Annotated in this window: 22 protein-coding genes, 1 tRNA gene and 2 rRNA genes; 11 read left to right on the forward strand and 14 right to left on the reverse strand. The window is 68.3% G+C overall.

Features of this window, described 5'->3' with window-relative positions; genetic code table 11:
* From VEC11_RS00005 to VEC11_RS00015, 3 genes are all read left to right on the forward strand, one after another.
* Positions 1-389, forward strand: a 23S ribosomal RNA gene (locus tag VEC11_RS00005); the annotation flags it as partial.
* Positions 390-494: 105 nt separating this feature from the next.
* Positions 495-609, forward strand: a 5S ribosomal RNA gene (rrf, locus tag VEC11_RS00010).
* 74 nt (positions 610-683) lie between these two features.
* Positions 684-760: transfer RNA gene (locus VEC11_RS00015), tRNA-Met, on the forward strand.
* Positions 761-886: 126 nt separating this feature from the next.
* On the opposite strand, the gene VEC11_RS00020 is transcribed toward VEC11_RS00015, so the two are convergent.
* Together VEC11_RS00020 and VEC11_RS00025 are read right to left on the reverse strand one after the other, a co-directional pair.
* Positions 887-2266, reverse strand: a complete 1380-nt coding sequence (locus VEC11_RS00020) for an FAD-containing oxidoreductase (protein WP_464127904.1) — start codon at positions 2264-2266, stop codon at positions 887-889.
* A gap of 5 nt (positions 2267-2271) precedes the next feature.
* A complete protein-coding gene (locus VEC11_RS00025) occupies positions 2272-2742 on the reverse strand; it encodes a DUF4126 family protein (protein ID WP_464127906.1) in 471 nt (156 codons plus the stop codon).
* Between the two features lie 186 nt (positions 2743-2928).
* Here VEC11_RS00025 and VEC11_RS00030 point away from each other — a divergent pair, with 186 nt between their 5' ends.
* Positions 2929-3576: a Yip1 family protein gene (locus tag VEC11_RS00030; RefSeq protein ID WP_464127908.1), complete on the forward strand. Its 648-nt coding sequence runs from the start codon at positions 2929-2931 to the stop codon at positions 3574-3576.
* A 54-nt stretch (positions 3577-3630) separates the two neighbouring features.
* Here VEC11_RS00030 and hutH read toward each other — a convergent pair whose 3' ends face one another.
* From hutH to hutI, 3 genes are read right to left on the reverse strand one after another with little or no spacing between them, the layout of a single operon-like run.
* Positions 3631-5142, reverse strand: coding sequence for a histidine ammonia-lyase (gene hutH / locus VEC11_RS00035; protein WP_464127910.1), 1512 nt, complete (start codon positions 5140-5142; stop codon positions 3631-3633).
* Positions 5139-6800, reverse strand: coding sequence for a urocanate hydratase (hutU, locus tag VEC11_RS00040; RefSeq protein ID WP_464127912.1), 1662 nt, complete (start codon positions 6798-6800; stop codon positions 5139-5141). The genes hutH and hutU overlap by 4 nt, the downstream gene beginning before the upstream one ends.
* A 35-nt stretch (positions 6801-6835) precedes the next feature.
* A complete protein-coding gene (gene hutI / locus VEC11_RS00045; RefSeq protein WP_464127914.1) occupies positions 6836-8047 on the reverse strand; it encodes an imidazolonepropionase in 1212 nt (403 codons plus the stop codon).
* Between the two features lie 39 nt (positions 8048-8086).
* On the opposite strand from hutI, the gene VEC11_RS00050 reads away from it, so the two are divergent.
* Both VEC11_RS00050 and VEC11_RS00055 read left to right on the forward strand, forming a co-directional pair.
* On the forward strand, positions 8087-8968 hold the full coding sequence (locus VEC11_RS00050) for an arginase family protein (protein ID WP_464127916.1): 882 nt from the start codon (positions 8087-8089) through the stop codon (positions 8966-8968).
* Positions 8965-9462: a flavin reductase family protein gene (locus tag VEC11_RS00055; RefSeq protein WP_464127918.1), complete on the forward strand. Its 498-nt coding sequence runs from the start codon at positions 8965-8967 to the stop codon at positions 9460-9462. Before VEC11_RS00050 ends, VEC11_RS00055 begins: the two co-directional genes overlap by 4 nt.
* Here VEC11_RS00055 and VEC11_RS00060 read toward each other — a convergent pair.
* Positions 9459-9881 (reverse strand): VOC family protein, encoded by a 423-nt coding sequence (locus VEC11_RS00060; RefSeq protein WP_464127920.1) that lies wholly within the window; start codon positions 9879-9881, stop codon positions 9459-9461. The genes VEC11_RS00055 and VEC11_RS00060 overlap by 4 nt on opposite strands.
* Positions 9882-9969: 88 nt before the next feature.
* Between VEC11_RS00060 and VEC11_RS00065 the strand changes: the two genes are divergently transcribed.
* The gene (locus VEC11_RS00065; protein WP_464127922.1) at positions 9970-10344 is read left to right on the forward strand and encodes a hypothetical protein; all 375 of its coding nucleotides are present in this window, start codon (positions 9970-9972) and stop codon (positions 10342-10344) included.
* Here VEC11_RS00065 and queG read toward each other — a convergent pair.
* Positions 10331-11338 (reverse strand): tRNA epoxyqueuosine(34) reductase QueG, encoded by a 1008-nt coding sequence (queG, locus tag VEC11_RS00070; protein ID WP_464127923.1) that lies wholly within the window; start codon positions 11336-11338, stop codon positions 10331-10333. The two genes, VEC11_RS00065 and queG, sit on opposite strands and share 14 nt — an antisense overlap.
* Positions 11339-11421: 83 nt before the next feature.
* Here queG and VEC11_RS00075 point away from each other — a divergent pair, with 83 nt between their 5' ends.
* On the forward strand, positions 11422-12372 hold the full coding sequence (locus tag VEC11_RS00075) for an ABC transporter ATP-binding protein (RefSeq protein WP_464128197.1): 951 nt from the start codon (positions 11422-11424) through the stop codon (positions 12370-12372).
* Positions 12369-13616, forward strand: a complete 1248-nt coding sequence (locus VEC11_RS00080; protein WP_464127925.1) for an ABC transporter permease — start codon at positions 12369-12371, stop codon at positions 13614-13616. The genes VEC11_RS00075 and VEC11_RS00080 overlap by 4 nt, the downstream gene beginning before the upstream one ends.
* Positions 13617-13622: 6 nt before the next feature.
* Here the strand turns inward: VEC11_RS00080 and VEC11_RS00085 are convergent, their stop codons facing one another.
* The 3 genes from VEC11_RS00085 to VEC11_RS00095 all read right to left on the reverse strand — a co-directional run bounded on the left by VEC11_RS00085 (position 13623) and on the right by VEC11_RS00095 (position 16151).
* On the reverse strand, positions 13623-14000 hold the full coding sequence (locus VEC11_RS00085; protein WP_464127927.1) for a VOC family protein: 378 nt from the start codon (positions 13998-14000) through the stop codon (positions 13623-13625).
* A 74-nt stretch (positions 14001-14074) separates the two neighbouring features.
* Entirely contained in the window at positions 14075-15346 is a 1272-nt protein-coding gene (locus VEC11_RS00090) for an adenylate/guanylate cyclase domain-containing protein (RefSeq protein ID WP_464127929.1), read from the reverse strand.
* Between the two features lie 148 nt (positions 15347-15494).
* Positions 15495-16151 carry a helix-turn-helix transcriptional regulator gene (locus VEC11_RS00095; RefSeq protein WP_464127931.1) on the reverse strand — a complete coding sequence of 219 codons (657 nt, stop codon included), beginning with the start codon at positions 16149-16151 and terminating at the stop codon, positions 15495-15497.
* Positions 16152-16270: 119 nt separating this feature from the next.
* Here VEC11_RS00095 and VEC11_RS00100 point away from each other — a divergent pair, with 119 nt between their 5' ends.
* Together VEC11_RS00100 and VEC11_RS00105 are read left to right on the forward strand one after the other, a co-directional pair.
* Positions 16271-16621 (forward strand): hypothetical protein, encoded by a 351-nt coding sequence (locus tag VEC11_RS00100; protein WP_464127933.1) that lies wholly within the window; start codon positions 16271-16273, stop codon positions 16619-16621.
* A gap of 4 nt (positions 16622-16625) precedes the next feature.
* Positions 16626-17048 carry a DUF2231 domain-containing protein gene (locus VEC11_RS00105; protein ID WP_464127935.1) on the forward strand — a complete coding sequence of 141 codons (423 nt, stop codon included), beginning with the start codon at positions 16626-16628 and terminating at the stop codon, positions 17046-17048.
* Here VEC11_RS00105 and VEC11_RS00110 read toward each other — a convergent pair.
* From VEC11_RS00110 to VEC11_RS00125, 4 genes are read right to left on the reverse strand one after another with little or no spacing between them, the layout of a single operon-like run.
* Positions 17045-17806: an isocitrate lyase/PEP mutase family protein gene (locus tag VEC11_RS00110; protein WP_464127937.1), complete on the reverse strand. Its 762-nt coding sequence runs from the start codon at positions 17804-17806 to the stop codon at positions 17045-17047. The genes VEC11_RS00105 and VEC11_RS00110 overlap by 4 nt on opposite strands.
* A 59-nt stretch (positions 17807-17865) precedes the next feature.
* Positions 17866-18675, reverse strand: coding sequence for a LytR/AlgR family response regulator transcription factor (locus tag VEC11_RS00115; RefSeq protein ID WP_464127938.1), 810 nt, complete (start codon positions 18673-18675; stop codon positions 17866-17868).
* Positions 18672-19826, reverse strand: coding sequence for a sensor histidine kinase (locus tag VEC11_RS00120; RefSeq protein ID WP_464127940.1), 1155 nt, complete (start codon positions 19824-19826; stop codon positions 18672-18674). The genes VEC11_RS00115 and VEC11_RS00120 overlap by 4 nt, the downstream gene beginning before the upstream one ends.
* A complete protein-coding gene (locus VEC11_RS00125) occupies positions 19810-22695 on the reverse strand; it encodes a M16 family metallopeptidase (protein ID WP_464127942.1) in 2886 nt (961 codons plus the stop codon). The genes VEC11_RS00120 and VEC11_RS00125 overlap by 17 nt, the downstream gene beginning before the upstream one ends.

Raw genomic sequence — 22695 nt, forward strand, 5'->3', positions numbered from 1 at the left:
TGGCACCTCGATGTCGGCTCATCACATCCTGGGGCTGGAGCAGGTCCCAAGGGTTTGGCTGTTCGCCAATTAAAGTGGTACGTGAGCTGGGTTCAGAACGTCGCGAGACAGTTTGGTCCCTATCTGCCGTGGGCGTCGATATTTGAGAGGAGTTGACCCTAGTACGAGAGGACCGGGTTGAACGTACCTCTGGTGCACCAGTCGTTCCGCCAGGAGCGCAGCTGGGTAGCTATGTACGGACGGGATAACCGCTGAAAGCATCTAAGCGGGAAGCCTCCCTCAAGATAAGATATCTCAGAGCCGTGGAAGACCACCACGTTGATAGGCCGGGTGTGGAAGTGCGGTAACGCATGCAGCTAACCGGTCCTAATTGCTCTATTCGCGCTTGAGAGTCCCACCGTCATCGTCAGGATTGAGATCCTGTCGCTGGCACGGGCTCAGCAGACGAAGATGCCTATCGATTTCTAGACCCTTTTCATGCACCTGCCTCATAGCTTGGTGACCATGGCGTCCGTGACCCACCCGATCCCATCCCGAACTCGGCCGTGAAACCGGACTGCGCCGATGGTACTGTCGCTTAAGCGCCGGAAGAGTAGGTCGTCGCCAGGCTTTGTGGCCGGTGCATGGAACGGATCGAATGAACCCATTCACTTTGTCTCCCCTTCATCGGGGAGAGCAGCTGGCGCGGGGTGGAGCAGCCCGGTAGCTCGTCAGGCTCATAACCTGAAGGTCGCAGGTTCAAATCCTGCCCCCGCAACCAGCAAGACAGACCCCGCCTCGGCGGGGTTTTTTGCGTTCTGGCGTATCTGTGCTCCGGCGAAGGCCGGAGCGTGCGGGACCCGCAGGGCTTTGCCGTCCAGCGGTCCGGCCTTCGCCGGACCACGAGCTACGCGAGCCGAGCCTCGTTCACCAGGGTCGGGATCAACTCCGAGACCGTGGGGTGGATCGGCACCGACCAGGCGAGCTGGTCGATCGTGGCGCCGACGTTCATCATGTCGATCACGCCATGGATCGCCTCGTCCCCGCCGGGCCCGAGGATCGCCGCGCCGAGGATCGCCCGCGTCTCCGCGTCGGCGACCAGCTTCATCAGCCCCTGCGTCTCGCCCTTCTCGACCGCCCGCCCGACGTCCGTCATCGGCCGCCGGCCGACCAGGATCGTCCGCCCGCTCGCCTTCGCCTCAGCCTCCGTCAGCCCCACCCGCCCGAGCGGCGGATCGACATAGAGCGCATAGGCCGGGATCCGGTCGCTCAGCTTCCGGTCCGCGCCGTCGAGCAGGTTGGCGGCGACGATCTCATGGTCGTTATAGGCCGTGTGCGTGAAGGCGCCGCGGCCGTTGCAGTCGCCGAGCGCCCAGATGCCCGGCACGTTCGTCTCCAGCCGGTCGTCGACCTGGACATAGCCGCGCGCATCCATCGCCACCCCGGCCGTCTCGAGCCCGAGATCCGCCGTATTGGGCACGCGCCCCACGGCGAGCAGGATGTGGCTGCCCGCGACCTCGGGCGGCCCGTCCGCGCAATCCAGGCCGATGGCGGGCCGTCCGTCCGCCTTCATCAGCCGGATGCATTCGGCGCCGGTGCGGACATTGATCCCCTCCGCTTCCAGGCTCGCGCGGATCGCCTCCGACACCTCCTTGTCTTCGCGCGCGATGAGCCTCTGCTGCCGCTCGACGATCGTCACCCGGCTGCCGAAGCGCCGGTAGATCTGCGCGAATTCGAGCCCGATATAGGAGCCGCCGACGACGAGCAGATGCTCGGGCAGCATTTCGAGCGCCAGCATCGAAGTGTTGGTGAGGAAGGGCACCTGGTCCACGCCCGGGAGTGGCGGCACCGCGGCCCGGCCGCCGACATTGAGGAAGATCCTCGGTGCACTCAGCAGGTCCGTGCCCACGCGAAGCCTGTCGGGGCCCTCGAAGCGGGCATGGCCGCGGATCAGCGTCAACCCCGCCATTCCCTCCAGCCACGCCGTCACCTTGGCGCGGTTGTCCAGCGTGACCTTGGTCGCGCGGCCCCGCGCGACGGCGATATCGACCGAGACCGGGCCGCCGACATTCACCCCATAATCCGCCGCCCGCCGGGCGAGTTGCGCCGCATAGGCGCTGGCGACCAGGGTCTTGGTCGGCATGCAGCCGGTATTGACGCAGGTGCCGCCGACCAGATGGCGCTCGACGAGCGCGACCTTCATGCCCGCGCCGCTCAGCCGCCCGGCCAGCGAGGGGCCGGCCTGCCCTGCGCCGACGATGATCGCGTCGAAGGCCAGGGGGCTCATTCCCGCTAGATCCCGTGCACGATAAGATAGGCGCCGCCGACCGCGACCAGATCCTCGATCAATGCGGCCGGGAGGTCCCTGCCGAAGGCCCTGGCCAGCGCCGCCCGGGCGGCTGCGCCGAGATAGGTGCCGAGCACCGCGCCGACGACGCCGCAGGCCATGCCGGCGAGCAGCACGCCCGCTGCCGCGCCGAGCGCCGCGCCGCAGAGCGCGCCCATGAGCAGCCGCGTGCCGAACTGCACCGGCACCTTCCGGCTCGGCGTCGACGGCAGCTGGTCGCCGACCAGCTCGAGGACCGCGAGCAGGGTGAAGATGCCGACCGCCCAGATCGAGCCCATGAAGGCGAGGGCGGTCCCGGCCAGCGGCAGCCACAGCAAATAGGCCGCCCAGGCGATGGCGGCGGGCGCGGTCATCGCCCTCAGCCCGGCGACGAAGCCGATGCCGATCGCGAGCAGATAAGGCAGAGAGGCCATCATTTTCCGACTCCCCCGGTGATCGTTACGCGGACGGACTATGGAAAAGCCTGCGCGGATATGGAAGCGGCCTCATTGATCCAGAGCAAGATGCTGGCGCCGTTCGCTTTTTTCGCGCGCGCACAATGCTTGTGATTTGCCTCCGAAAGTGCTTCATTTCCGCGGCATCCACAGGGGAGGCCTTTTCCAATGACTGACGGACCCTCGATCCCGCCGCCCGCGCCGCCGCCGGCCGGCTCGTCCAATCTAATCAGCCGCGCCATCAACATCCTGACGAAGCCAGCGAGCGAGTGGCGCGCCATCGACGGCGAGGCCACCTCGGTCGGAAAGCTGATCGGCGGCTATGCCGTGCTGCTGGCCCTGATCGCGCCACTCGCGATGCTCGTGGGCCTGCTCATCTCGCCTTTCGGCAGCTACATTTTCCAGGCGCCCGTTCAGCTGATCAAGATCCTCCTCATCATCTACGCGATCAGCCTCGCCACCCCTGTCTTGCTCGGGTTCATCGTCGATGCGCTGACGACCAATCTCGGGGGCACCAAGAGCAGCGTCCAGGCGATGAAGCTCGCCGTCTATTCCGGCACCGCCTTCTGGGTCGCCGCCATCATCCTCATCCTTCCGGACCTGTGGTGGCTCTGGCTTGTCCTTGGCGTTGGTTATGGCGGCTACCTGATCTGGACTGGGCTGCCGATCCTGCTGCGCGTCCCGGCCGACAAGGCTCCGGTCTTCACCGCGGCTGCGGTGGGCATCTGGGCGGTGCTGTTCATCGTCCTCCAGCAGATCGCTTGGCGGGTCATGTATTCCGGCTTCTACGCGAGCCCTACCGTCTACGGCATGTAGGCGCGACATCCAGCCGGTCGAAGTGGCCGCCGTCCCCGACGGCGGCCATTTTCGTTACTGGAACAGGCCGAGCGCGGCCAGATCGGCGAGGCTGCCGTCCAGCACCGACGCCTTGGCCCAGGCGAGGTCGTTCGCCAGATAACGGTCCTTGTCATGGAACGGGATGCCGGCGCGGATGGCGTCGCGCGTGGCCTGGAGCGGCGGTGACGTCCGCAGGGGCGCGTGGAAGTCGACCCCCTGCGCGCCGGCCATCAGCTCGATGCCGAGCACGCCCGCGACATTGTGCGCGATCCGCCGGGCCTTCAGCGCGCCGTGCGTCGCCATCGAGACATGGTCCTCCTGCCCCGCCGAGGTCGGGATCGAATCGACGCTGGCCGGGAAGGCGATCGACTTGCTCTCGGAGACCAGGGCCGCGGCGGTCACCTGCAGGATCATGAAGCCCGAATTGACGCCGCTATCCTCGATCAGGAAGGCGGGCAGGCCGCTGAGCTTGGGGTCGACGAGGATGGCGAGCCGGCGCTCCGAGAGCGAGCCGATCTCGCAGAGCGCCATCGCCAATATGTCCGCCGCGAAGGCGACCGGCTGGGCATGGAAATTGCCGCCCGAAATGGCCTCGTCGCCGAACAGAAGGGGATTGTCGCTGACCGCATTGGCCTCGATCTCCAGCGTCAGTGCGGCACCCCGGATCAGGTCGAGTGACGCGCCCATCACCTGCGGCTGGCAGCGGAAGCTGTAGGGGTCCTGCACCCGGCCGCAATCGCGGTGCGAGGCGGCGATGGCGCTGCCGTCGAGCAATTCGCGCAGCACCCGGGCGGCATCGATCTGGCCCGGCTGCCCCCGCGCGGCGCTCAGCCGCGCGTCGAACGGGGCAACGCTCCCCTTCAGCGCGTCGACCGACAGCGCGCCGGCGACGAGCGCCGTGCCAAACAGCCGCTCGGCGGTGAACAGGACGTCGAGCGCGATCGCGGTCGAGATCTGGGTGCCGTTGATCAGCGCCAGCCCCTCCTTCGGCCCGAGCACGAGCGGTTCGAGGCCGAGATATTTGAGCGCCTCGCTGGCATGGAGCCGCTCCCCGCCCAGCACGATCTCGCCCTCGCCGAGCAGAGCGGCGCTCATATGGGCGAGCGGGGCGAGGTCGCCCGAGGCGCCGACCGAGCCCTGGCCCGGAATGACCGGCAGCGCGTCCGCCTCGACCAGGGCGAGCAGCCGCTCGACCAGCTCCCGCCGGACGCCGCTATGGCCGCGCGCCAGGCCGATCACCTTCAGGATTATCGCCAGGCGGACGATCCGCGCGTCGAGCGGGTCGCCGAGTCCGGTGCTGTGCGAGAGGATCAGATTGGTCTGCAGCTCCGCCAGCCGGTCGGCCGGAATGCGCGTGTTGGCGAGAATGCCGAAGCCGGTGTTCACGCCATAGACGGTGCGTCCGCTTTGCAGGATCTCGCCGATGGCAGCGGCGGCGGCGTCGATCGCGGCCCAGCCCGAGTCCGCGAGCCTGACAGGCGCGCCCTCCCAGATCGCCCGCAGCTCGGCGAGGGAGACGCTGCCGGGATTCAGAATGATCGTCACCGGCCAACCATCGGCAGGTCCAGTCCCTGCTCGCGCGCGCAGTCGATCGCGATCTCATAGCCCGCATCGGCATGGCGCATCACGCCGGTGCCGGGGTCGTTCCACAGCACCCGCTCGAGCCGCCGTGCTGCCTCGGGCGTGCCGTCGGCGACGATCACCATGCCGGCATGCTGCGAATAGCCCATGCCGACGCCGCCGCCATGATGGAGCGACACCCAGGTCGCGCCCGAGGCGGTGTTCAGCAAGGCGTTGAGCAACGGCCAGTCGGAGACCGCGTCGGAGCCGTCCTGCATCGCCTCGGTCTCGCGATTGGGACTGGCGACCGAGCCGCTGTCGAGATGGTCGCGGCCGATCACCACCGGCGCCTTGAGCTCGCCCGAGGCCACCATCTCGTTGAAGGCGAGGCCGAGCCTGTGGCGCTGGCCGAGACCGACCCAGCAGATTCGCGCCGGCAGGCCCTGGAAGGCGATCCGCTCCCTGGCCATGTCGAGCCAGCGGTGCAGATGCGGATCGTCGGGGATCAGTTCCTTCACTCTGGCATCGGTCCGGTAGATGTCCTCCGGGTCGCCGGAGAGCGCCGCCCAGCGGAAGGGGCCGATGCCGCGGCAGAAAAGCGGGCGGACATAGGCGGGCACGAAGCCCGGGAAATCGAAGGCGTGGGCGACGCCCTCGTCCTTGGCGACCTGGCGTATATTGTTGCCATAATCGAAGGTCGGGACGCCCATCTCCTTATAGGCCAGCATCGCCTCGACATGCTTTGCCATGGAGGCGCGCGCCTCGCGCTCCACCGTCTTCGGGTCGCGCTCGCGCAGCTCGAGCCATTTCTCGACCGTCCAGCCGATCGGCAGATAGCCGTTCACCGGGTCATGGGCCGAGGTCTGGTCGGTCAAGGCGTCAGGCCGGATTCCGCGCTTCACCATCTCGGGCAGGATCTCGGCGGCATTGCCGAGCAGGCCGACCGAGATCGGCACCGGGCTCTCGCGGAGCATGTCCAGCGCCTCGTCGATGCTGGTTGCCCGCCGGTCCAGGTAGCGCGTCTCCAGCCGCTTCGCGATGCTGCTCTCCTGGCATTCGATGGCGATGCAATGCGCGCCGGCCATCACGGCGGCCAGCGGCTGCGCCCCGCCCATGCCGCCGAGCCCGGCGGTCAGGATCCAGCGCCCGCGCAGGTCGCCGTCATAATGCTGGCGGCCCATCTCGGCGAAGGTCTCGTAGGTGCCCTGCACGATGCCCTGGGTGCCGATGTAGATCCAGGAGCCGGCCGTCATCTGGCCGTACATCATCAGCCCCTTGCGATCGAGCTCGTGGAAATGGCCCCAGTCCGCCCATTTCGGCACCAGGTTGGAATTGGCGATCAGCACGCGCGGGGCGTCGCTGTGCGTGCGGAACACGCCGACCGGCTTGCCGGACTGGACGAGCAGGGTCTGGTCCTCCTCGAGCCGCTTAAGCGTGGCGACGATCTGGTCGTAGCTCTCCCAGTCGCGCGCCGCGCGGCCGATGCCGCCATAGACGACCAACTCCTCCGGCGCCTCGGCGACACGCGGGTCGAGATTGTTCATCAGCATCCGCATCGCGGCCTCGGTGGCCCAGCTCCGGCAGCTCAGCTCGGGGCCGGTCGGCGCCGCGATATGGCGGCTATTGTCGCGTCGGTGGTGCATGCGCGGTCTCTAGAAGCTGATGCGGATGAAGTGAACTAGGCATCCGCCCCCGCAACGATCCGCCGCTCGGGCCCCGGCATCCCGATCCAGTAGCAAAGCTCCGCCGGCCGGCCGATCCGCCAGACGCAGAGGTCCGCCGACTTGCCGGCGCTCACCGTCCCGATCTCGTCCTGCAGACCGAGGGCGCGGGCGCCCTCGCGGGTCATGCCGGCGAGCGCCTCCTCCGGCGTCAGGCCGAACAGGGTGCAGGCCATCCCCATCATCAATGTGGGCGACAGCACGGGCGAGGTGCCGGGATTGCAGTCGGTCGCGACCGCCATCGGCACGCCGTGGCGGCGCAGCAGGTCGACGGGCGGCCGGCGCGTCTCCTTCAGCGCATAGAAAGCGCCGGGCAGCAGCACCGCCACCATGCCGGCCCGCGCCATCGCGCCGACCCCTTCCTCGTCGACATGCTCCAGATGGTCGGCCGACAGCGCCTCATAATCGGCGGCGAGCGCGGCCCCCTGCAGGTTGGACAATTGCTCGGCATGGAGCTTGATCTTCAGACCGTGATCCTTCGCCGCCTCGAACAAGGCGCGGACCTCGTCGCGGGTGAAGCCGATCCCCTCGCAAAAGGCGTCGACCGCGCTCGCCAGCCCCTGCCCGGCAGCGGCGGGAAGGATGGAGTCGGTGGCGAGCGCCACGAACTCCTCGCGCCGGTCGGCGAATTCGGGCGGCAAAGCATGGAGCGCGAGCAGGGTGGTCTCGACCCGCACCCGCTCGCTCGCGCCGAGCACCCTGGCGGCGCGGAGCATCTTGAGCTCGGTCTCGATGTCGAGCCCGTAGCCGGACTTGATCTCCACGGTGGTGACGCCGCCGCGCATCAGCGCCTGCAGCCGGGGCCGTGACGCCTCGACCAATTCCTCCAGCGTGGCCGCCCGCGTCGCCTTCACGGTCGAGGCGATGCCGCCGCCGGCGCGGGCGATCTCCTCATAGGTCGCGCCTTCGAGCCTCTGCTCGAACTCGCCGGCGCGGTTGCCGCCGAAGACGAGATGCGTGTGGCAGTCGACCAGCCCCGGGGTGATCCAGGCGCCGTGCAGGGGCTCGACCTTCCTCGCCTGGTTGCCGGCGAGCTCGGTGCGCCGGCCGACGCGGACGATCCGCCCGTCCTGGATGCCGACCGCGCCATTCTCGATCGCGCCGAACGGGCCGGGCACGGCCGGATCCATGGTGGCGATGTTGCAGTCGACGAGCAGGCGGTCCCACATGGCTCGCTTTCTACCCATGGGGGCGTGTAAGGGCAAAGGATGAGCTGGACCTCGATCGCCGATCTCCTCACCGATGACGAAGCGGCCCCGGTCGCCCTGCTCGGCGCGCCTCTGGAAGCCGGGTCGGTGACGCCCGGCCGCTGCGATCTCGCGCCCGCCGCGCTGCGCAAGGCGCTGAAGCGGATCAGCACCTACGATCTGGTCGAGGCGCTCGAGATTGACACGGGAGTCCGCGACGCCGGCGACGTGGCGGTGCATGGGCTGATGCCCGCCGAAGGCTTCGTGCCGCTCCGCGACGCGGTCGCCGCCCTGACCGCGCGGCACGACCTCACCCTGCTGATCGGCGGCAACAATGCCGTGACCCGCCCCGCGGCGCATGGTCTCGGCGTCCCGCTCGAAGAGGTGGGCCTGATCACGCTCGACGCCCATTTCGACATGCGCGACACGGACGAGGGCCCGCGCAACGGCAATCCGGTCCGCTGCCTGCTCGAGGATGGCCTTCCCGGCGAGAATATCTGCCAGATCGGGCTCGCCCCCTTCGCCAATACGCGGAAGATGCACGAGGATGCGCTTGCCGCCGGGATCGGCATCTTCGATCTCGAATTCGTGATGGGCGCGGGCATGGCGGCGGCGGTCGACGAGGCGCTGGAGCAGCTCAGCCATGTCGAGGCGATCCTCGTCGATTTCGACATCGACGTCATCGACCGCGGCCAGTTTCCCGGCGCGCCCGGGGCCCGGCCCGGGGGGCTGCCCGTCTGGGATTTCTTCGCTGCGGCGCGGCGGCTGGCGGAGGAGGAGCGGGTGCGGCTGGTCGATCTCACCGAGTTCGACCCAAGCCTCGACCCGAGCGATCTCAGCGCCCTGACGGCCGCCCGCTGGGCCGCGGAAATCCTCGCTGGCTTCGGGAGGCGCGCGCCATGAATCTGAGCGAATCCGATCCCGGGCTTTCCGAGGCGTTCAAGCAGGCGATGCGCCGCGTCGCCTCGACGGTGAACGTCATCTCCATCTGCGTCGACGGCCAGCCCATGGGAATCACCGCGACCGCCGTCTCGGTCGTGTCGATGGACCCGCCGAGCCTGCTCGTCTGCGTGAACCAGGCCGCCTCGGTGCATCCCAAGATCGAGAACGTCCTGCATTTCAACGTCAACGTGCTGCACCGCGACCAGGCCGACGTGGCGACGATCTTCGCCGACCGGAAGCTGGAGGCGCAGCGCTTCGTCCGGGGCTGGGACAATGATTGCGTGCGACCGCCCCGGCTGCGCAACGCCCAGGCCTCGATCCTCTGCCGGCGGATCGACCATCATCGCTTCGGCACGCACTCGATCTTCATCGGTGTGGTCGAGGAGGTGGTGTCGCGGCCGGAGGTCGACCCGCTCATCTATCTGAACGGCAGGTTCGGCGCCTGCGGGGACTAGCGCGCGAACAGGTTCCCGGGGTCGGCCATCGCCTTGATCTCCAGCGCGTTGCCCGACGGATCGCGGAAGAACATCGTCGCCTGCTCGCCGGGCTCGCCCCTGAAGCGAACGGTGGGGGGGATGACGAAGGCGACGTCGGCCGCCTGCAACCGCGCGGCCAGCGTCTCCCATTCATTCATGGCCATCACGAGGCCGAAATGCGGAACCGGCACGTCATGGCCGTCGACCGGATTGCTCGCCGCGCGCGCCTTTGCGTCCGGCACGAGATGGGCGACGATCTGATGGCCGAAAAAGTCGAAATCGACCCACTCATCGGAGCTCCGTCCCTCGGGACAGCCGAGCAGGCCGCCGTAAAAGGCGCGCGCGGCGGCGAGGTCGTGGACCGGGAAGGCGAGGTGGAAGGGCTGAAGGCCGGACATGCCGCCCTCCTTAGGGCTTGCGGCGGGTCGTGGCCACCGCGCGCCGCGCCGGCTTGATGCGCGACCCTTTCCGTGATTCATCCGGGGGATGGGGAGGCTCACGCTCGTTCTGCTTGCGACCGCCGTACTGGCCGGCTGCGCGCCCGTGCGGCAGCGGCCGGGGCCTGTCCCGAACGCGCCGCGGCCCAATGTCTCGGCGCCGGTGCATACGCCGACGGGGCTCGAGGCGGTGGTCGGCCGCGACGCCCGCGCGCTGATCGCCCTGTTCGGCAATCCGGGCCTCGACGTCCGCGAGGGGCCGGCGCGCAAGCTCCAGTTCCTGGGACCCGCCTGCGTGCTCGACGCCTATCTCTATCCGCCCCGCCGCGGCGGCGAGGCGGTCGTCACCCATGTCGACGCGCGCCTGCCCGACGGCCGCGACACCGACCGCGCCAATTGCGTCGAGGCGCTCAGCCGGCGCTGAGCCGGCCCAGCGCCCATCGTGCGGCCTCGGCCACCACCTCATCCTCATCGCCGGTCAGCCGCTCCAGCACCGGGACCAGCTCCGACAGGCCGCTATTCCCCGCCGCGATCGCGGCGTTGCGGACCATCCGGTTCCGCCCGATCCGCTTGATCGGCGAGCCCGCAAAGACCTTGCGGAAGCCGGCATCGTCGAGCGCGAGCAGATCGGCGAGGCTCGGCGCGGCCAGCTCTGCGCGGGGCAGGAAGGCGCGGTTGGCGCGGGCGGCGTCGGCGAAGCGGTTCCAGGGGCAGACTGCGAGGCAGTCGTCGCAGCCATAGATGCGGTTGCCCATCGCGGCGCGGAATTCCTCCGGAATCGGGCCCTTATGCTCGATGGTGAGATAGGAGATGCAGCGCCGCGCATCGAGCTGGAAAGGGGCGGGAAAGGCGTCGGTCGGGCAGGCGGCGAGGCAGGCGGTGCAGCTGCCGCAGCGCATCCGGTGCGGTTCGTCCGGCTCGAGCTCCAGGGTCGTGTAGATCGCGCCGAGGAACAGCCAGGAGCCGTCGGCGCGGCTGACCAGATTAGTATGCTTGCCCTGCCAGCCGATGCCGGCCGCCTCGGCCAGCGGCTTCTCCATCACCGGCGCGGTGTCGACGAAGACCTTGACGCCGGCGCCCGCCGTCTCCGCCAGCCAGCGCGCCACCCGCTTCAGCGCCTTCTTCACGACGTCGTGATAATCGGCACCCTGGGCATAGACCGAAATCCGGCCGCGCTCCGGCCGGTCCGCCAGCGCCAGCGGGTCGCCCTCGGGTGCATAGCTCATGCCGAGCGAGATCACGCTCCTGACCTCGGGCCAGAGCCCGGCCGGCGTGCCGCGCCGCGCCTCGGTCTCCTCCATCCAGATCATGTCGCCATGCGCGCCCGAGGCCAGCCACTGCCGAAGTCGCGCCGCCGTTTTCGGCGCGGCATCGGCGCGGGCAACACCATGCGCCGAAAAGCCCGCTTCGCGCGCCATTTCGCCCAGTAATTCCCGCAGCTTTGACTTGCCTTCCAACACGTATTTCGCTTTACCCCTTTTGCCGGCCGGGGGGAGTCAGGATTTCTGTGAGTGCCGCTTTAGCCATTGAGGCCAAAGGCCTTTTCAAATCATTCGATGGCAAGCCGGCGGTTCGCGGGGTCGATATCGCCGTGCCCGAGGGCAGCATCTACGGCGTGCTGGGCCCGAACGGCGCCGGAAAGACCACCACCTTACGCATGCTGCTCGGCATCATCGAGCCCGACCGGGGCGAACGCACCCTGCTGGGCAATAGCCGTCCGCTCGAAATGGCGCGCGTCGTCGGCTATCTGCCCGAGGAGCGGGGCCTCTATCCGGCGATGAAGACGCGTGAGGCGATCGCCTTCATGGGCGCGCTCAGGGGCCTGCCGCTCGATATCGGCCGCAAGCGCGGCGAGATCCTGCTGCAGCAGAACGGGCTGGGCGACTATATCGACAAGCCGATCAAGAGCCTCAGCAAGGGCATGGCCCAGACCATCCAGCTGTTCGGCACGATCGTCCACAAGCCGAAGCTGATCGTGCTCGACGAGCCTTTCTCGGGTCTCGACGCGATCAATCAGGGGCGGCTCGAGCATATGATCCGCGACGAAGCGGCCGCGGGAACCACGGTGATCTTCTCCACGCACGTCATCCATCATGCCGAACGACTCTGCGAGCGGATCGCGATCATCGCCGGCGGCGAGGTGCGGTTCGAGGGGCTGGTCAAGGAGGCGCGCGAGCGGCTGCGCCCCCAGGTTTGCCTGAAGACTCGCGCCGCGGACGGCAAATGGCGCAGCGCCCTGCCGCGGGATGCGCGGCTCGAGGACGATCACTGGACGTTCGAGCTGCCCGGGACGGGGATCGAGCCCTTGCTCAAGGCGCTGCTCGACGGCGGCGCCGGGATCGAGGAATTGTCGGTGGAGCGGCGCGGCCTGCACGACGCCTTCGTGGCGATCGCCGGCGAGACCGCCGCGCGCGAAATGGAGGCCGACGAGGCCATGGGAGATGGGGGATGAGGCTCTGGGAATCAGCCTGGGTGATCGCGCGGCGGGACTTCGTCGCCCAGGTCTTCTCGCGCTTCTTCATCTTGTTCCTGCTGGCGCCGGTTGTCCTGTTCGGCTTCATGATCTTCTTCAGCCTCTCCACCGACGCGCAGGACCGCACCGCCTCGCAGCCGGTCGTCGCGGTGGTGAGCGACAGCACCACCTATAATGCGCTCAGCCAGACCCGGAGCCGGCTGGTCGGGTCGATGTCGGAGCAGAGCTTCCCGACGCTGCGCTATGTCGACCCCGGCGAGGACGTGCGTGCCCAGGCCCAGGCGCTGCTGGCCGACGAGACCGGCAATTTCTCGGGCGTGTTCAGCGGCACGCTCGACCAGCCGGTGCTGACCGGTCCCGTGCGGTCCAGCGATTTCGTCGGTCGGCGCATGCAGCTGCTGATCGAGGAGAGCCGGCGGACGGCCGCGCTCGAGGGCGCGCGCGCATCGCCGGCGCCGCTCAGGCTGGAACGCGTCGTGACGACGCAGGCGAGCGGCAGCGTCGCCAATCTGCGCCGCGCGCTCGGCCAGGGCGCGCAGGCCCTGATCTTCTCGATCACCCTGATGCTGGCCACGCTCGCCTTGTCGACCCTGGTCGAGGAGAAATCGAACAAGATCATCGAGGTGCTCGCCGCCTCCGTGCCGCTCGAATCGATCTTCCTCGGCAAGCTCATCGCCATGCTCGGCATCTCTCTGGTCGGGCTTGCGCTCTGGGGGGCGATGCTCGCGACCGCGGTCACTCTGTTCTACAATCTGTTTTCGGACTGGGTCAGCCTGCCCTCGGTGTCGCCCGGCGTCGGCTGGCTCGCCTTCGTGCCCCTGCTTTTGCTCTATTACACCACCAATTTCATGCTGCTGGCCGCGCTCTTCCTCGGCATCGGGGCGCAGGCCACGAGCATCCGCGAGATCCAGACCGTCTCCATGCCGGTCGTGCTGATGCAGCTGATGATACTCCTGCTCGCGATGACCGTGGTCAACGGGCAGGGCGGGGCGATGGTCTGGTTCGCCTATCTCTTCCCGCTGAGCTCGCCCATGGCGATGATTGCGCTGGCCTCGAAATCGAGCCTGCTCTGGCCGCATTTGCTGGCGCTCGCCTGGCAGGCGCTCTGGGTGGTGATCATGGTGCGGCTGTCCTCGCGACTGTTCCGCCGCACCGTGTTCAAATCGTCGAGCAGCGGCTCCCTGTTCCGGCTGAACTTCTGGAAGAAGCCCGCCTCCGGATAAGGCCGCTCAGGCCGGCGCCGCGCCCTTCTGCTGCCAGAGCTCGACCTTCACGCCGTCGCAATCGAGGATCCAGGCGAAATTGCCATAATCCTCGTCCTGCCGGCCGAGGATCTCGATCCCTTTCTCCTGAAGCTGCGCGATCATCCCGTCGAGATCGTCGACGCGCAGGTTGATCATGAAAGCGGCTGCGGAAGGCGCGAAATAGTCGCTGTTCTCCTTGAACGGGCTGAGCAGGCTGAACGGGTCCTCCGTGCCCTCGTCGGCATAGCGGAAGGTCGCCCCCCAATCGCCGCCGATGCCGAGATGCTCCTGATACCAGGCCTGGGTCGCGGCGGGGTCGGCCACCTTGTAGAAAACGCCGCCAAGTCCGGTCACTCGCGCCATGGCTCTTCTCCTCCCGATTTCAGGCCGACGATAGGCCGGGAGGCCGGACCTGGCCATCGCCCGGATGGGTGATTTCAGGCCTCTTCCGCCGGGTCCGGCGTCCCGGTGAACACCGTGACATAGACATTGGTCTCGCCAATCCCCTTGAGCACGGCCGACTGGCGCTCATAATCCTGGATCGTCCGCGTCTGGAAATAGGTCGCTTCCGAGACGGCCGCGCCGCCCAGCGGGGCGACGCCCTGCAGCCGGCTGGCGATGTTCATCGTGTCGCCCCAATAATCATAGGCGAGGCGGGAGCTGCCGATCACGCCGCCGACGGCCGGCCCGGTATGGATGCCGATCCGCGCCTGCAGCGGCAGCCCGGTCTCCGCCGCGATCGCCGCCAGGTCCGCGACGAGGTCGCGGGCGAACAGGATCGCCGCCTTGCTGTCCTGTCCGTGCGAGGCCATGCCGCCGATCACGGCCAGATAGGCGTCGCCGATCGTCTTCACCTTCTCGATGCCGTGCCGCTCGGCGCAGCGGTCCGCCGCGGAGAAGAAGGTGTTCAGCATCTTCACGAGATGGCCGGGCGAGAGCCTCTTGGCGATGGTCGAGAAGCCGGCCAGGTCGACGAAGATCGCGGTGAGGTCGGAGAAGCTGTCCGCCACCGCCTCGCCGGCCCTGAGCCGCGCCGCCACCTCCTGCGGCAGCACGTTGTAGAGCAATTCCTCGGTCTTCGCCCGTTCCGCCTCGAGCGCGGCGTTGGCGGCGAAGACCTTGCGGGCGCGCCGGTCCACGTCCCAGTTAAAGTAGAGGGCGAAGACGAAGAAAGTCGAGAAATTGGTGAGCGTGTAGACCCGGCTGATGTCGGTGATGCCCGGCAGGGTCATGATCCAGAGCCCGAACAGGCCGAGCAGGACGATCGCCCAGAGCAGGAAGAGCCGGAAGGTGCCGGCGAAGCCGACGCTGGCGAAGATGACGATGATCGCCATCTGCACCATCGCCATGACGTGCGGCGGGAAGCCCGTATAGGGGTGCAGGCCGGCCAGGACGAGCGCGAGCCATTTCATCGCTGCGGCCATGACCACGAAGACCGGCAGGTCGAGCCAGGGCTTCTCCAGGTAGATTTGGGTGCGGGTCAGGAAGAAAAAACCGAGCATCGCGACGATGAAGGCGCCCGCCGCCTGGGTATAGGCGATCACGCCTTCGCGCGGGAAATGCATCGGGTTGAGGATGATGTAGGAAATCAGGGTCGCGATCGCGATCACGATCAGGGCGCGGATCGCCTGCCCGCGCTCCAGCCGCTCGGCGCGCAGGAAGGCGCGCTCGGTCTCGGCATCCGGGAAGCTTTGGAAGAGCCCGCCCATCGGGCGCGGAGGCTAGGTCGCCGGCGAGGCAGAGTCCACTTCACATGCGTCACCCTGAACTCGTTTCAGGGTCCAGGCTGGATGGGGCACCGGGTCCCTGGAAACCCGCACACATCCGTGCGGCCCGGCCCTGGACCCTGAAGCAAGTTCAGGGTGACTTAGGTGAGTTCAGTCCGGCCCCTTTCGGCTTCAGGCAGAAGGCGCAGGCATTGTCGCCGCGCGCCATGCAGCTGCGATGCTCGACCTCGGCGTCGGCGAGGCCGCCGACCAGGGCAATATCCAGCGCGCAGATCGAGGGATTGCCGGCGGCGAGGTCGTGATAGACGCAGTTCAGCGCCTCGATCACCGGCTCGCCGTCCTCGCGGAACGCCGCTTCATAGCCGAGGCTGCTCATCAGCCTGGCCACCGACTCGCCGCGCTCGGCGATCGTTTGCCCCTGCACGTCGCCCCTCATGCGCGCCGCCAGCCTGTTGCCCATGGCCGTCAGCGCCTCGCCGACTTCGCCGTCGCCGCGTGTGGCCAGGTCCTCGATCAGCAGCCGGGCCAGCAATGCATAATGTTTGGGGAAAAGGGCGTGGCCGCGCTCGGTGAGGACATAGGGCCGGCTCGGCCGTCCGCCGGTGGAGGGCCGCGTCGGGGCCATGGCGACGAGCCGGTCCCGCTCCAGCCCGGCCAGATGCTCGCGGACGGCGGTGCGCGTGATCCCGAGCCGGGCGGCGAGCTGGTCGACGCTCAGCCCGTCCTTCTGCTCCAGCAGCAGGCGGAGGATGCCCTGCCGCCGCGACCCGATCACATCCATGGTCATGCAACCTTTTTAGGGTGGCGCCTGGCTTGTGCAAGCGACACTTGAAAAAGTTTTAACAGAAAAAACTTTACAAAGTGTCGCGCCCGTTCCAGCATGGCGGGGCAAGGGAGGAAAATCATATGCTGATCTATTCCGTCATCCTGTTCGCTTTGGCCGCCCTGTTCGGCCTCTACCTGATCTCGAAAGTCTTCGCCGCGAGCCTGCCGGGCTGGCCGCCCGTGATCCTGCACGGCCTGTTCGCCGCCTCGGGCCTGCTCATCCTGCTCTACGCCGCCTTCGTGGCCGGCCCTGCGCCCACCGCGGTGATCGTCGCGGCTTTGCTGCTGCTGGTCGCCGCGCTCGGCGGCTTCGCCCTGCTGAGCTTCCAGCTGCGGCAGCAGGTCCCGCCGAAACCGATGGCGGCGGTCCATGCGCTCGGCGCCGTGGCCGGCTTCCTGACCCTCTGCGGTTCGGTCTTCGGGATCATCTGAGTCGATGCGCCATCCGCTGCACCCGATGCTCGTCCACGTCCCGGTCGCCTGCTGGCTGCTCGCCCCGCTCAGCGATGGCGCGGCGCTGGGGACGGGCTGGACGCTGTTCTGGACGGTGTCGGCGTTGCTTCTGGCCGTCGGCACGGGCTGGGGCCTGCTCGCCGCGACGGCAGGGGCGATGGACTATGGCCGGGCCCATGCTGTCGCCCCGCGCCTGGTCAACGCCCATGCCTTGCTGATGGGCGGCGCCCTCACGGTCGCTGTCGTGAGCCTGCTCGGCCGGATCGGTGCGGACCGGCACGTCGTCGTCCCGGCGCCCTGGTGGGCGATTGCCGCCGGCCTGGGCACTGCGGCGCTGATGCTTGCCGGCGCCTGGTGCGGCGGCGAGATGGTCTATGGCCGGGGCATAGGCGTCAGCAAAGCCTAGCGGCCATATTCCCTGGCGGCGGCCTCCTTGAGCGCCGCCATGGCGAGCTTCCAGGGGAAGGGGCCGTGGCTGATCCGGGCCACGCCGGTTGCCGCCACCTCCTTCGCGGAGGGCGCGCCCGGAAAGGCCATGAAGTTCACCGGCAGCGGCGAGGCCGCGCAGATGCGCTCGAGCAGCGCCAGATCGGCGAGCAGGGGCACGAAGAAGCCGCTGGCCCCGACATCGGCATAGGCCCGCGCCCGCTCCAGCGCGGCATCGACCATCGCCGCATCATGCGTGTCCGACTTCGCCTTCAGGAAAAGGTCGGTGCGCGCATTGATGAAGAAGTCCGCACCCACCGCTTTCCGGGCCGCGGCGAGGCGCCCAGCCTGCTCGACAATCTCATAGATGCCTTCGCCGCCGACCACCTGGTCCTCGAAATTGCAGCCGATCGCGCCGGTCGCGGCGAGACGCGCCATGTTCGCGGCGACGCCTTCGGGCTCCACTGCATAGCCGCCCTCGAAGTCGATCGTCACGGGCAGGTCCACCGCCTCCACCACCCGCGCTGCATTGGCGAGGGCGAGGCCGAGCGGGAGCGCCTCGGCGTCGCTGAAGCCCTGCGCGCCCGCCACCGAGGCGCTGCCGGTGGCGATCGCCCCGGCGCCGGCCTCGGCAACGACCCTGGCGCTGCCCGCGTCCCAGGCGTTGAACAGGATGACGGGATCGCCGGGCACGTGCAGCGCGGCGAAAGCGCGATATTTGTCGGACTGGCTGGTCATGCCGCACCCTTAACGAGAGGCCGGGGCGCCGTCCTCCCGAAACTTGCTGTCAACAATCGTCAGTGGACGAAGCGCGCAACGACCTCGCGATAGGAGCGGGAGACCTTCACCTGGGCGCCGCTGTCGAGGACGAGGAAGCACTCGCCATTGGTGTGCGGCTTCACCTGCCGGACCTGGTCCATGTTGACGATGGTCGAGCGGTGCACGCGCTGGAAGCGGCGCGGATCGAGGCGCTTGGCGAGGTCCTTCATCGTCTCGCGCAGGATCAAAGTGTTGTCGCCGGTATAGATGCACATATAGTCGCCGGCCGCGTCGATCTTCTCGATGCTGTCGACGTCGACGCGGAAGATCTGGCCGCGGTCCTTGATGTTGATGAGCTTCTCGTAGCGATTGGTGGCGTGGGATTCGGGATCGGCCGCCTCGGCCATCACCGTCTCGGCCGTCTCCGGCGCGACCTCGGCCAAAGCCTCCTTCAGCGCCGTCGCTTCCTCGACGCCGCGCTTCTCGGCCAGTCGGCCGCGGACGCGATCCAGAGTGTCGGCGAGGCGGGCCTCGTCCACCGGCTTCATCAGATAGTCGACTGCATCCGCCTCGAAGGCGCGCAGCGCATGGTCCGAATAGGCGGTGACGAACACGAAGAGCGGCGGCTCCACCTCCATCAGGCCCTGGATCACCGAGAAACCGTCGAAGCCCGGCATCTGGATGTCGAGGAAGACCAGATCGGGCTTATGGGTCTTGATCGAGCGGATCGCCTCGCGGCCGTTGGAGCAGGTGTCGATGATCTCGACGTCCTCATGGGCCTGGAGGCGGAGTTGCAGCCCCTGGATGGCGAGCGGTTCGTCGTCGACCAGGATGGTGCGTATGGTCATTTCGGGTCCTCGGTCTGGTAGGGAATATCGATGAAAACGCGGAAGCCCCCAGTGATATCCGATTGTGTCTCGAAGCGGTGGTTGTCGCCATAGGCCTGCGCCAGACGGTCCCGAATGTTCGCCAGACCGACGCCGGTCGACTGCGCGGCACGCACATTATAGAGCGCGTCGGCCCCCGGGCCCGTGTCCGAGACGGTGATGATCACCCTGTCGCCCTGCAGCCGGGCCTCGACCGAGATGTCGGCGCCCTCCTCCTGCGGCGTCACCGCATATTTGATGCCGTTCTCGATCAGCGGCTGCAGCAGCAGCGACGGGAGCTGCGCGTCCATCACCTGCTTGTCGATGTGGAAATGCGGCCGCAGCCGCTCCTCGAAGCGCATCTTCTCGATCTCGAGATAGAGCTTCAGCGTCTCGACCTCCTGGGCGAGGCTGACCGTGCCGGTGCTCTCGTTGACCAGCGTGTAGCGCAGGAAGGAGGAGAGCCGCGACAGCATCGCATTGGCCCGGTCGGTCTGCTTCAGGAGGACGAGGGTGGAGATGGAATTCAACGTGTTGAACAGGAAGTGCGGATTGAGCTGGTAGCGAAGCATGGCGAGCTGGGCGTTCGAGGCCTGGCTTTCAAGGCGCAGCAGTCGGTCCGACTGCTCCTCGAGCAGGATGAAGAAGTTGATCGAATAATAGAGGGCGGACCAGGCGATCAGCAGCGAGAGGGTGAAGAGGATCGCGCCGAAGAAGCGAAGCCCTTCCGGCCGGACCCGCGGATCGACGAAGGTGGCGATGCTCCAGGTCTCGATCGCCGAGAAGATCGCCGCGCCGAGCGCGACGATCAGGATCGAGCCGACCCAGGTGTAGAGCGGCCGCATCTTGATCAGCCGCCGGTAGGCGGAGGCCATGAGCAGGGTGATCGAATAGCCCGCCGCGGTCAGCAGCGCATTGTGGATAACGTAGGAGGCGATCTTCTCATTGGCGATGTTCGAGAGGGTGCGCAGGAAGAAATAGCCTGCCCAGCCGACCGACTGGAGGACCCAGAAGGCCCGGTTCTTGTCCTCGAAAAAGGGCTGCTCGCGGAAGCGCAGCGGGTTCCAGCCGCGCTTGCGCCGGCCGGGCGGCGGCGTGTCGGCGATCGAAACGGCGCTATTGGTTGTTGCCATTTCCGTCTCTTGCAGCGGCTGCCGCGGCGGTTGCTCTAGCGGGAAGCACCAGCATCGACCAGTCTCCCTGGTCGGTGACATAGGTGGCGACCGCGCGGCGGACATCCTCCGGCGTCAACGCCCGATAATCGGCAAGATAGGAACGCACATTCTCGATTGCACGCGGGTCGCGGTCCCAGTCCTCGAGCGCGTCGACCCAGTAGCCGTTGGTGGCGACGCGCCGCTCGATGCCGGACAGGATCGGATTGAGCGCGCGCTCGAACTCGTCCGGCTGCACCGGATGGGCGGCCAGATCGGCAACGATCTCCCGCGCGATCCGGAAGAAGGTGTCGACCGAGGCGGGACGGATCTCGGCCGCGGCGTAGAAGACGCCCCAGTCGCGGAAGCTGTCGGCGGCGAGGTGCGAGGCGTCGGGCGCATACGTGGCGCCCTCCTGCTCCCGAAGGCGGTCGAACAGCCGGGTCTCGAACATGTTCGCGGCGAGAGCGAGCGCGCGGCGCGGCCGGATATTCTCGGCGCCGCCGATCGTCGACCAGCCGATCATGGCATAGGCCTGGTCGGGATCGCCCTGATGGGTGAAGCGCCGGGGCTCCGGATTCGGTGCCGGCGGGCTCAAAGCGGCGGCGCCGGGCGCGGCCGTTGCCGCCGGCCGGCGCGGCAGGGCGCCGAGCGTCCGCCGCACCGCCTCGATCGCGGCGTCCAGCTCGACGTCGCCGACGATGATCGCATTGACCGGGCCCTGGGCGAGATAGGGAGCATAGAAGTCGCGGAACTGCTCCACGGTCACGGCCTGCATCTCGGCCTTCTCGATCGGCCGCCAGCGCTGGTCGTTGGGGCGGATGACGCCGCCCAGCTCGCGCCCGGCCCGGGCGGAGGCGGAGGCGGCGTTGAGGTCGAAGCTCTCGACCGCCGCCGTGCGGAAGCGCTGCAGCAGGGTCGCGTCCCAGCGCGGCCTGACCAATTTGGTGGCGAGGAAGCGGAGCTGGTCCTGCAGGTCGGCGGCGTTGGTGGCGCCGCCGAGCGCGAAGGCATTTTCGTCGATCCCGAAGGAGAGGCCGATGCGCCGCCCGGTCAGCAGCCGCTCCATGCCGCTGAGATCGAGGTTGGCGAGGCCGGACGGCGCCACCAGCCCGGCCAGCCAGCCGAGCGAGGGCCGGGTCGGCGAGATCGCCGAGACACCGCCGCCGAAGCGCAGCTGCACCGAGACCGAGCCGCGTTCGAACTCGGTATGCTTGAAGGTCAGGGTCGTGCCGTTGGCGAAGCGGACGATGGTCACGTCCATGTCCTCGATCCGCTGCCGCGAGACGACGCGGCCCGGAGTGCCGAGCCGGGGCAGATCGTTGAACGTGACCCTGGTCTCCGTCTCGCGCTGCGCCGGCGCGGTCGCGCGGGCCGCGGCCAGCCCCTCGGCCAGCGCCGTCTCGCCGCCGGCGATCGCCGTGGGCGAGACGATCAGCATGCGCGGGCCGGAACCGGTGAACATGTCCTGCATCGCCCGGCCGACGCGCTGCGGAGTCATCAGCCGGGCATTGGCCTCGAAATTGTCGCGCACCGTCCGGGCGGTGGCGACAACCGACAGATTATCGACGGCGTTGACCATCTGCTCGGCCCAGACCTGGGACTGGACGGTCGGCTCCGCCTGCACGGCGCCGTCGGCGGCGGTGCGGATATTGCTGAGCTCGCGCTGGATCTCGGCAACGCTCGGCGGGGCGCGCAGGGCGTCGCCGATGATCGCATAGGCCTCGCCGAGCGCCCCGCGCCAGTTGCCGTCGCGGGCGAAGAGAGACATGGACGTGGTGTTGGCGATGCTGCGCGCGCGCGTCGTGTCGACGGCGCCGCCGACAAAGGCGGATTCGCCGCGCGCATGCGCTTCCAGCCGGCGGTTGATGATCTGCTGCGCCAGCGCCTCGGCGAGGAACAATTCCTCCCGCGCCCTTGTATGCGGCAGCCGCTCCCATGGCCGCAGCCAGATCAGGTTCACCGCCGTCGGCGAGCCCGGATAGGCGAGATTGGCGACCGGCTGCGGGACCTCGGCGATGCGGCCGTAATCGGGTTCGGCAGGCGCCGGGCCCTCGGCCCGCCAGCCGCCGAAGCGGGCGCGGATCAGCTCCTCCATCATCGCCGGGTCGGCGTCGCCGACCATGATGACGGTCGTCCGCTCGGGCCGGTACCAGCGGCGATAGAAGGCGCGCAGGCCCGCGGCATTGGCGCCGTTCAGCGTCTCGTCCGTGCCGATCGTGTCGCGCTGCCCGTAAAGCAGGCCGGCATAGAAGAGACGCTGGCTGATTTCGTTGATCCGCACGCTGATCTCGGGCCGCCGCCGTTTCTCGGCGAGGACGACGGGCCGCTCGGCATCCACGGCGGCCGGCTCGATCCGGGCCTGGCTCATCATTTCGGCGAGCACGGTAAGGCTGGTGTCCAGCGGCGCCCGCGCGGCGTGCGGCAGGTTCAGGACATAGACGGTGTTGGTGGCGTCGGTGCGCGCATTGGTGTCGGAGCCGAAGCTTGCGCCCAGCTGCTGCCAGATCTCCCGCGCGCGCCGGTCCGGATAATTCTGGGTGCCGCGGAACAGCATATGCTCGAGGAAATGCGCCCAGCCGCGCTCGTTGTCGGCCTCGTGCAGCGAGCCGGCGTCGATCCGGATGCGGATCGAGACCTGGCCGGCGGGGAGGGCATTGCGGCGCACCGCATAGTGCATGCCGTTGGGCAGGGTGCCGAATCGCCAGGCCGGATCGCGGGGGATGTCGCTGCCGCGATAGAGCCAGTCGGCGTCGCCCGAAGCCTGCGCGGCCGGTGCGGGCGGCTGGGCCGGCAGGGGGGCGGCGGCGAGGAGGAGAAGAGCGAGGCCGGCGGTACGAAGGAACTGCAT

It is taken from the genome of Allosphingosinicella sp. (assembly GCF_035626655.1).
Classification (GTDB): domain Bacteria; phylum Pseudomonadota; class Alphaproteobacteria; order Sphingomonadales; family Sphingomonadaceae; genus Allosphingosinicella.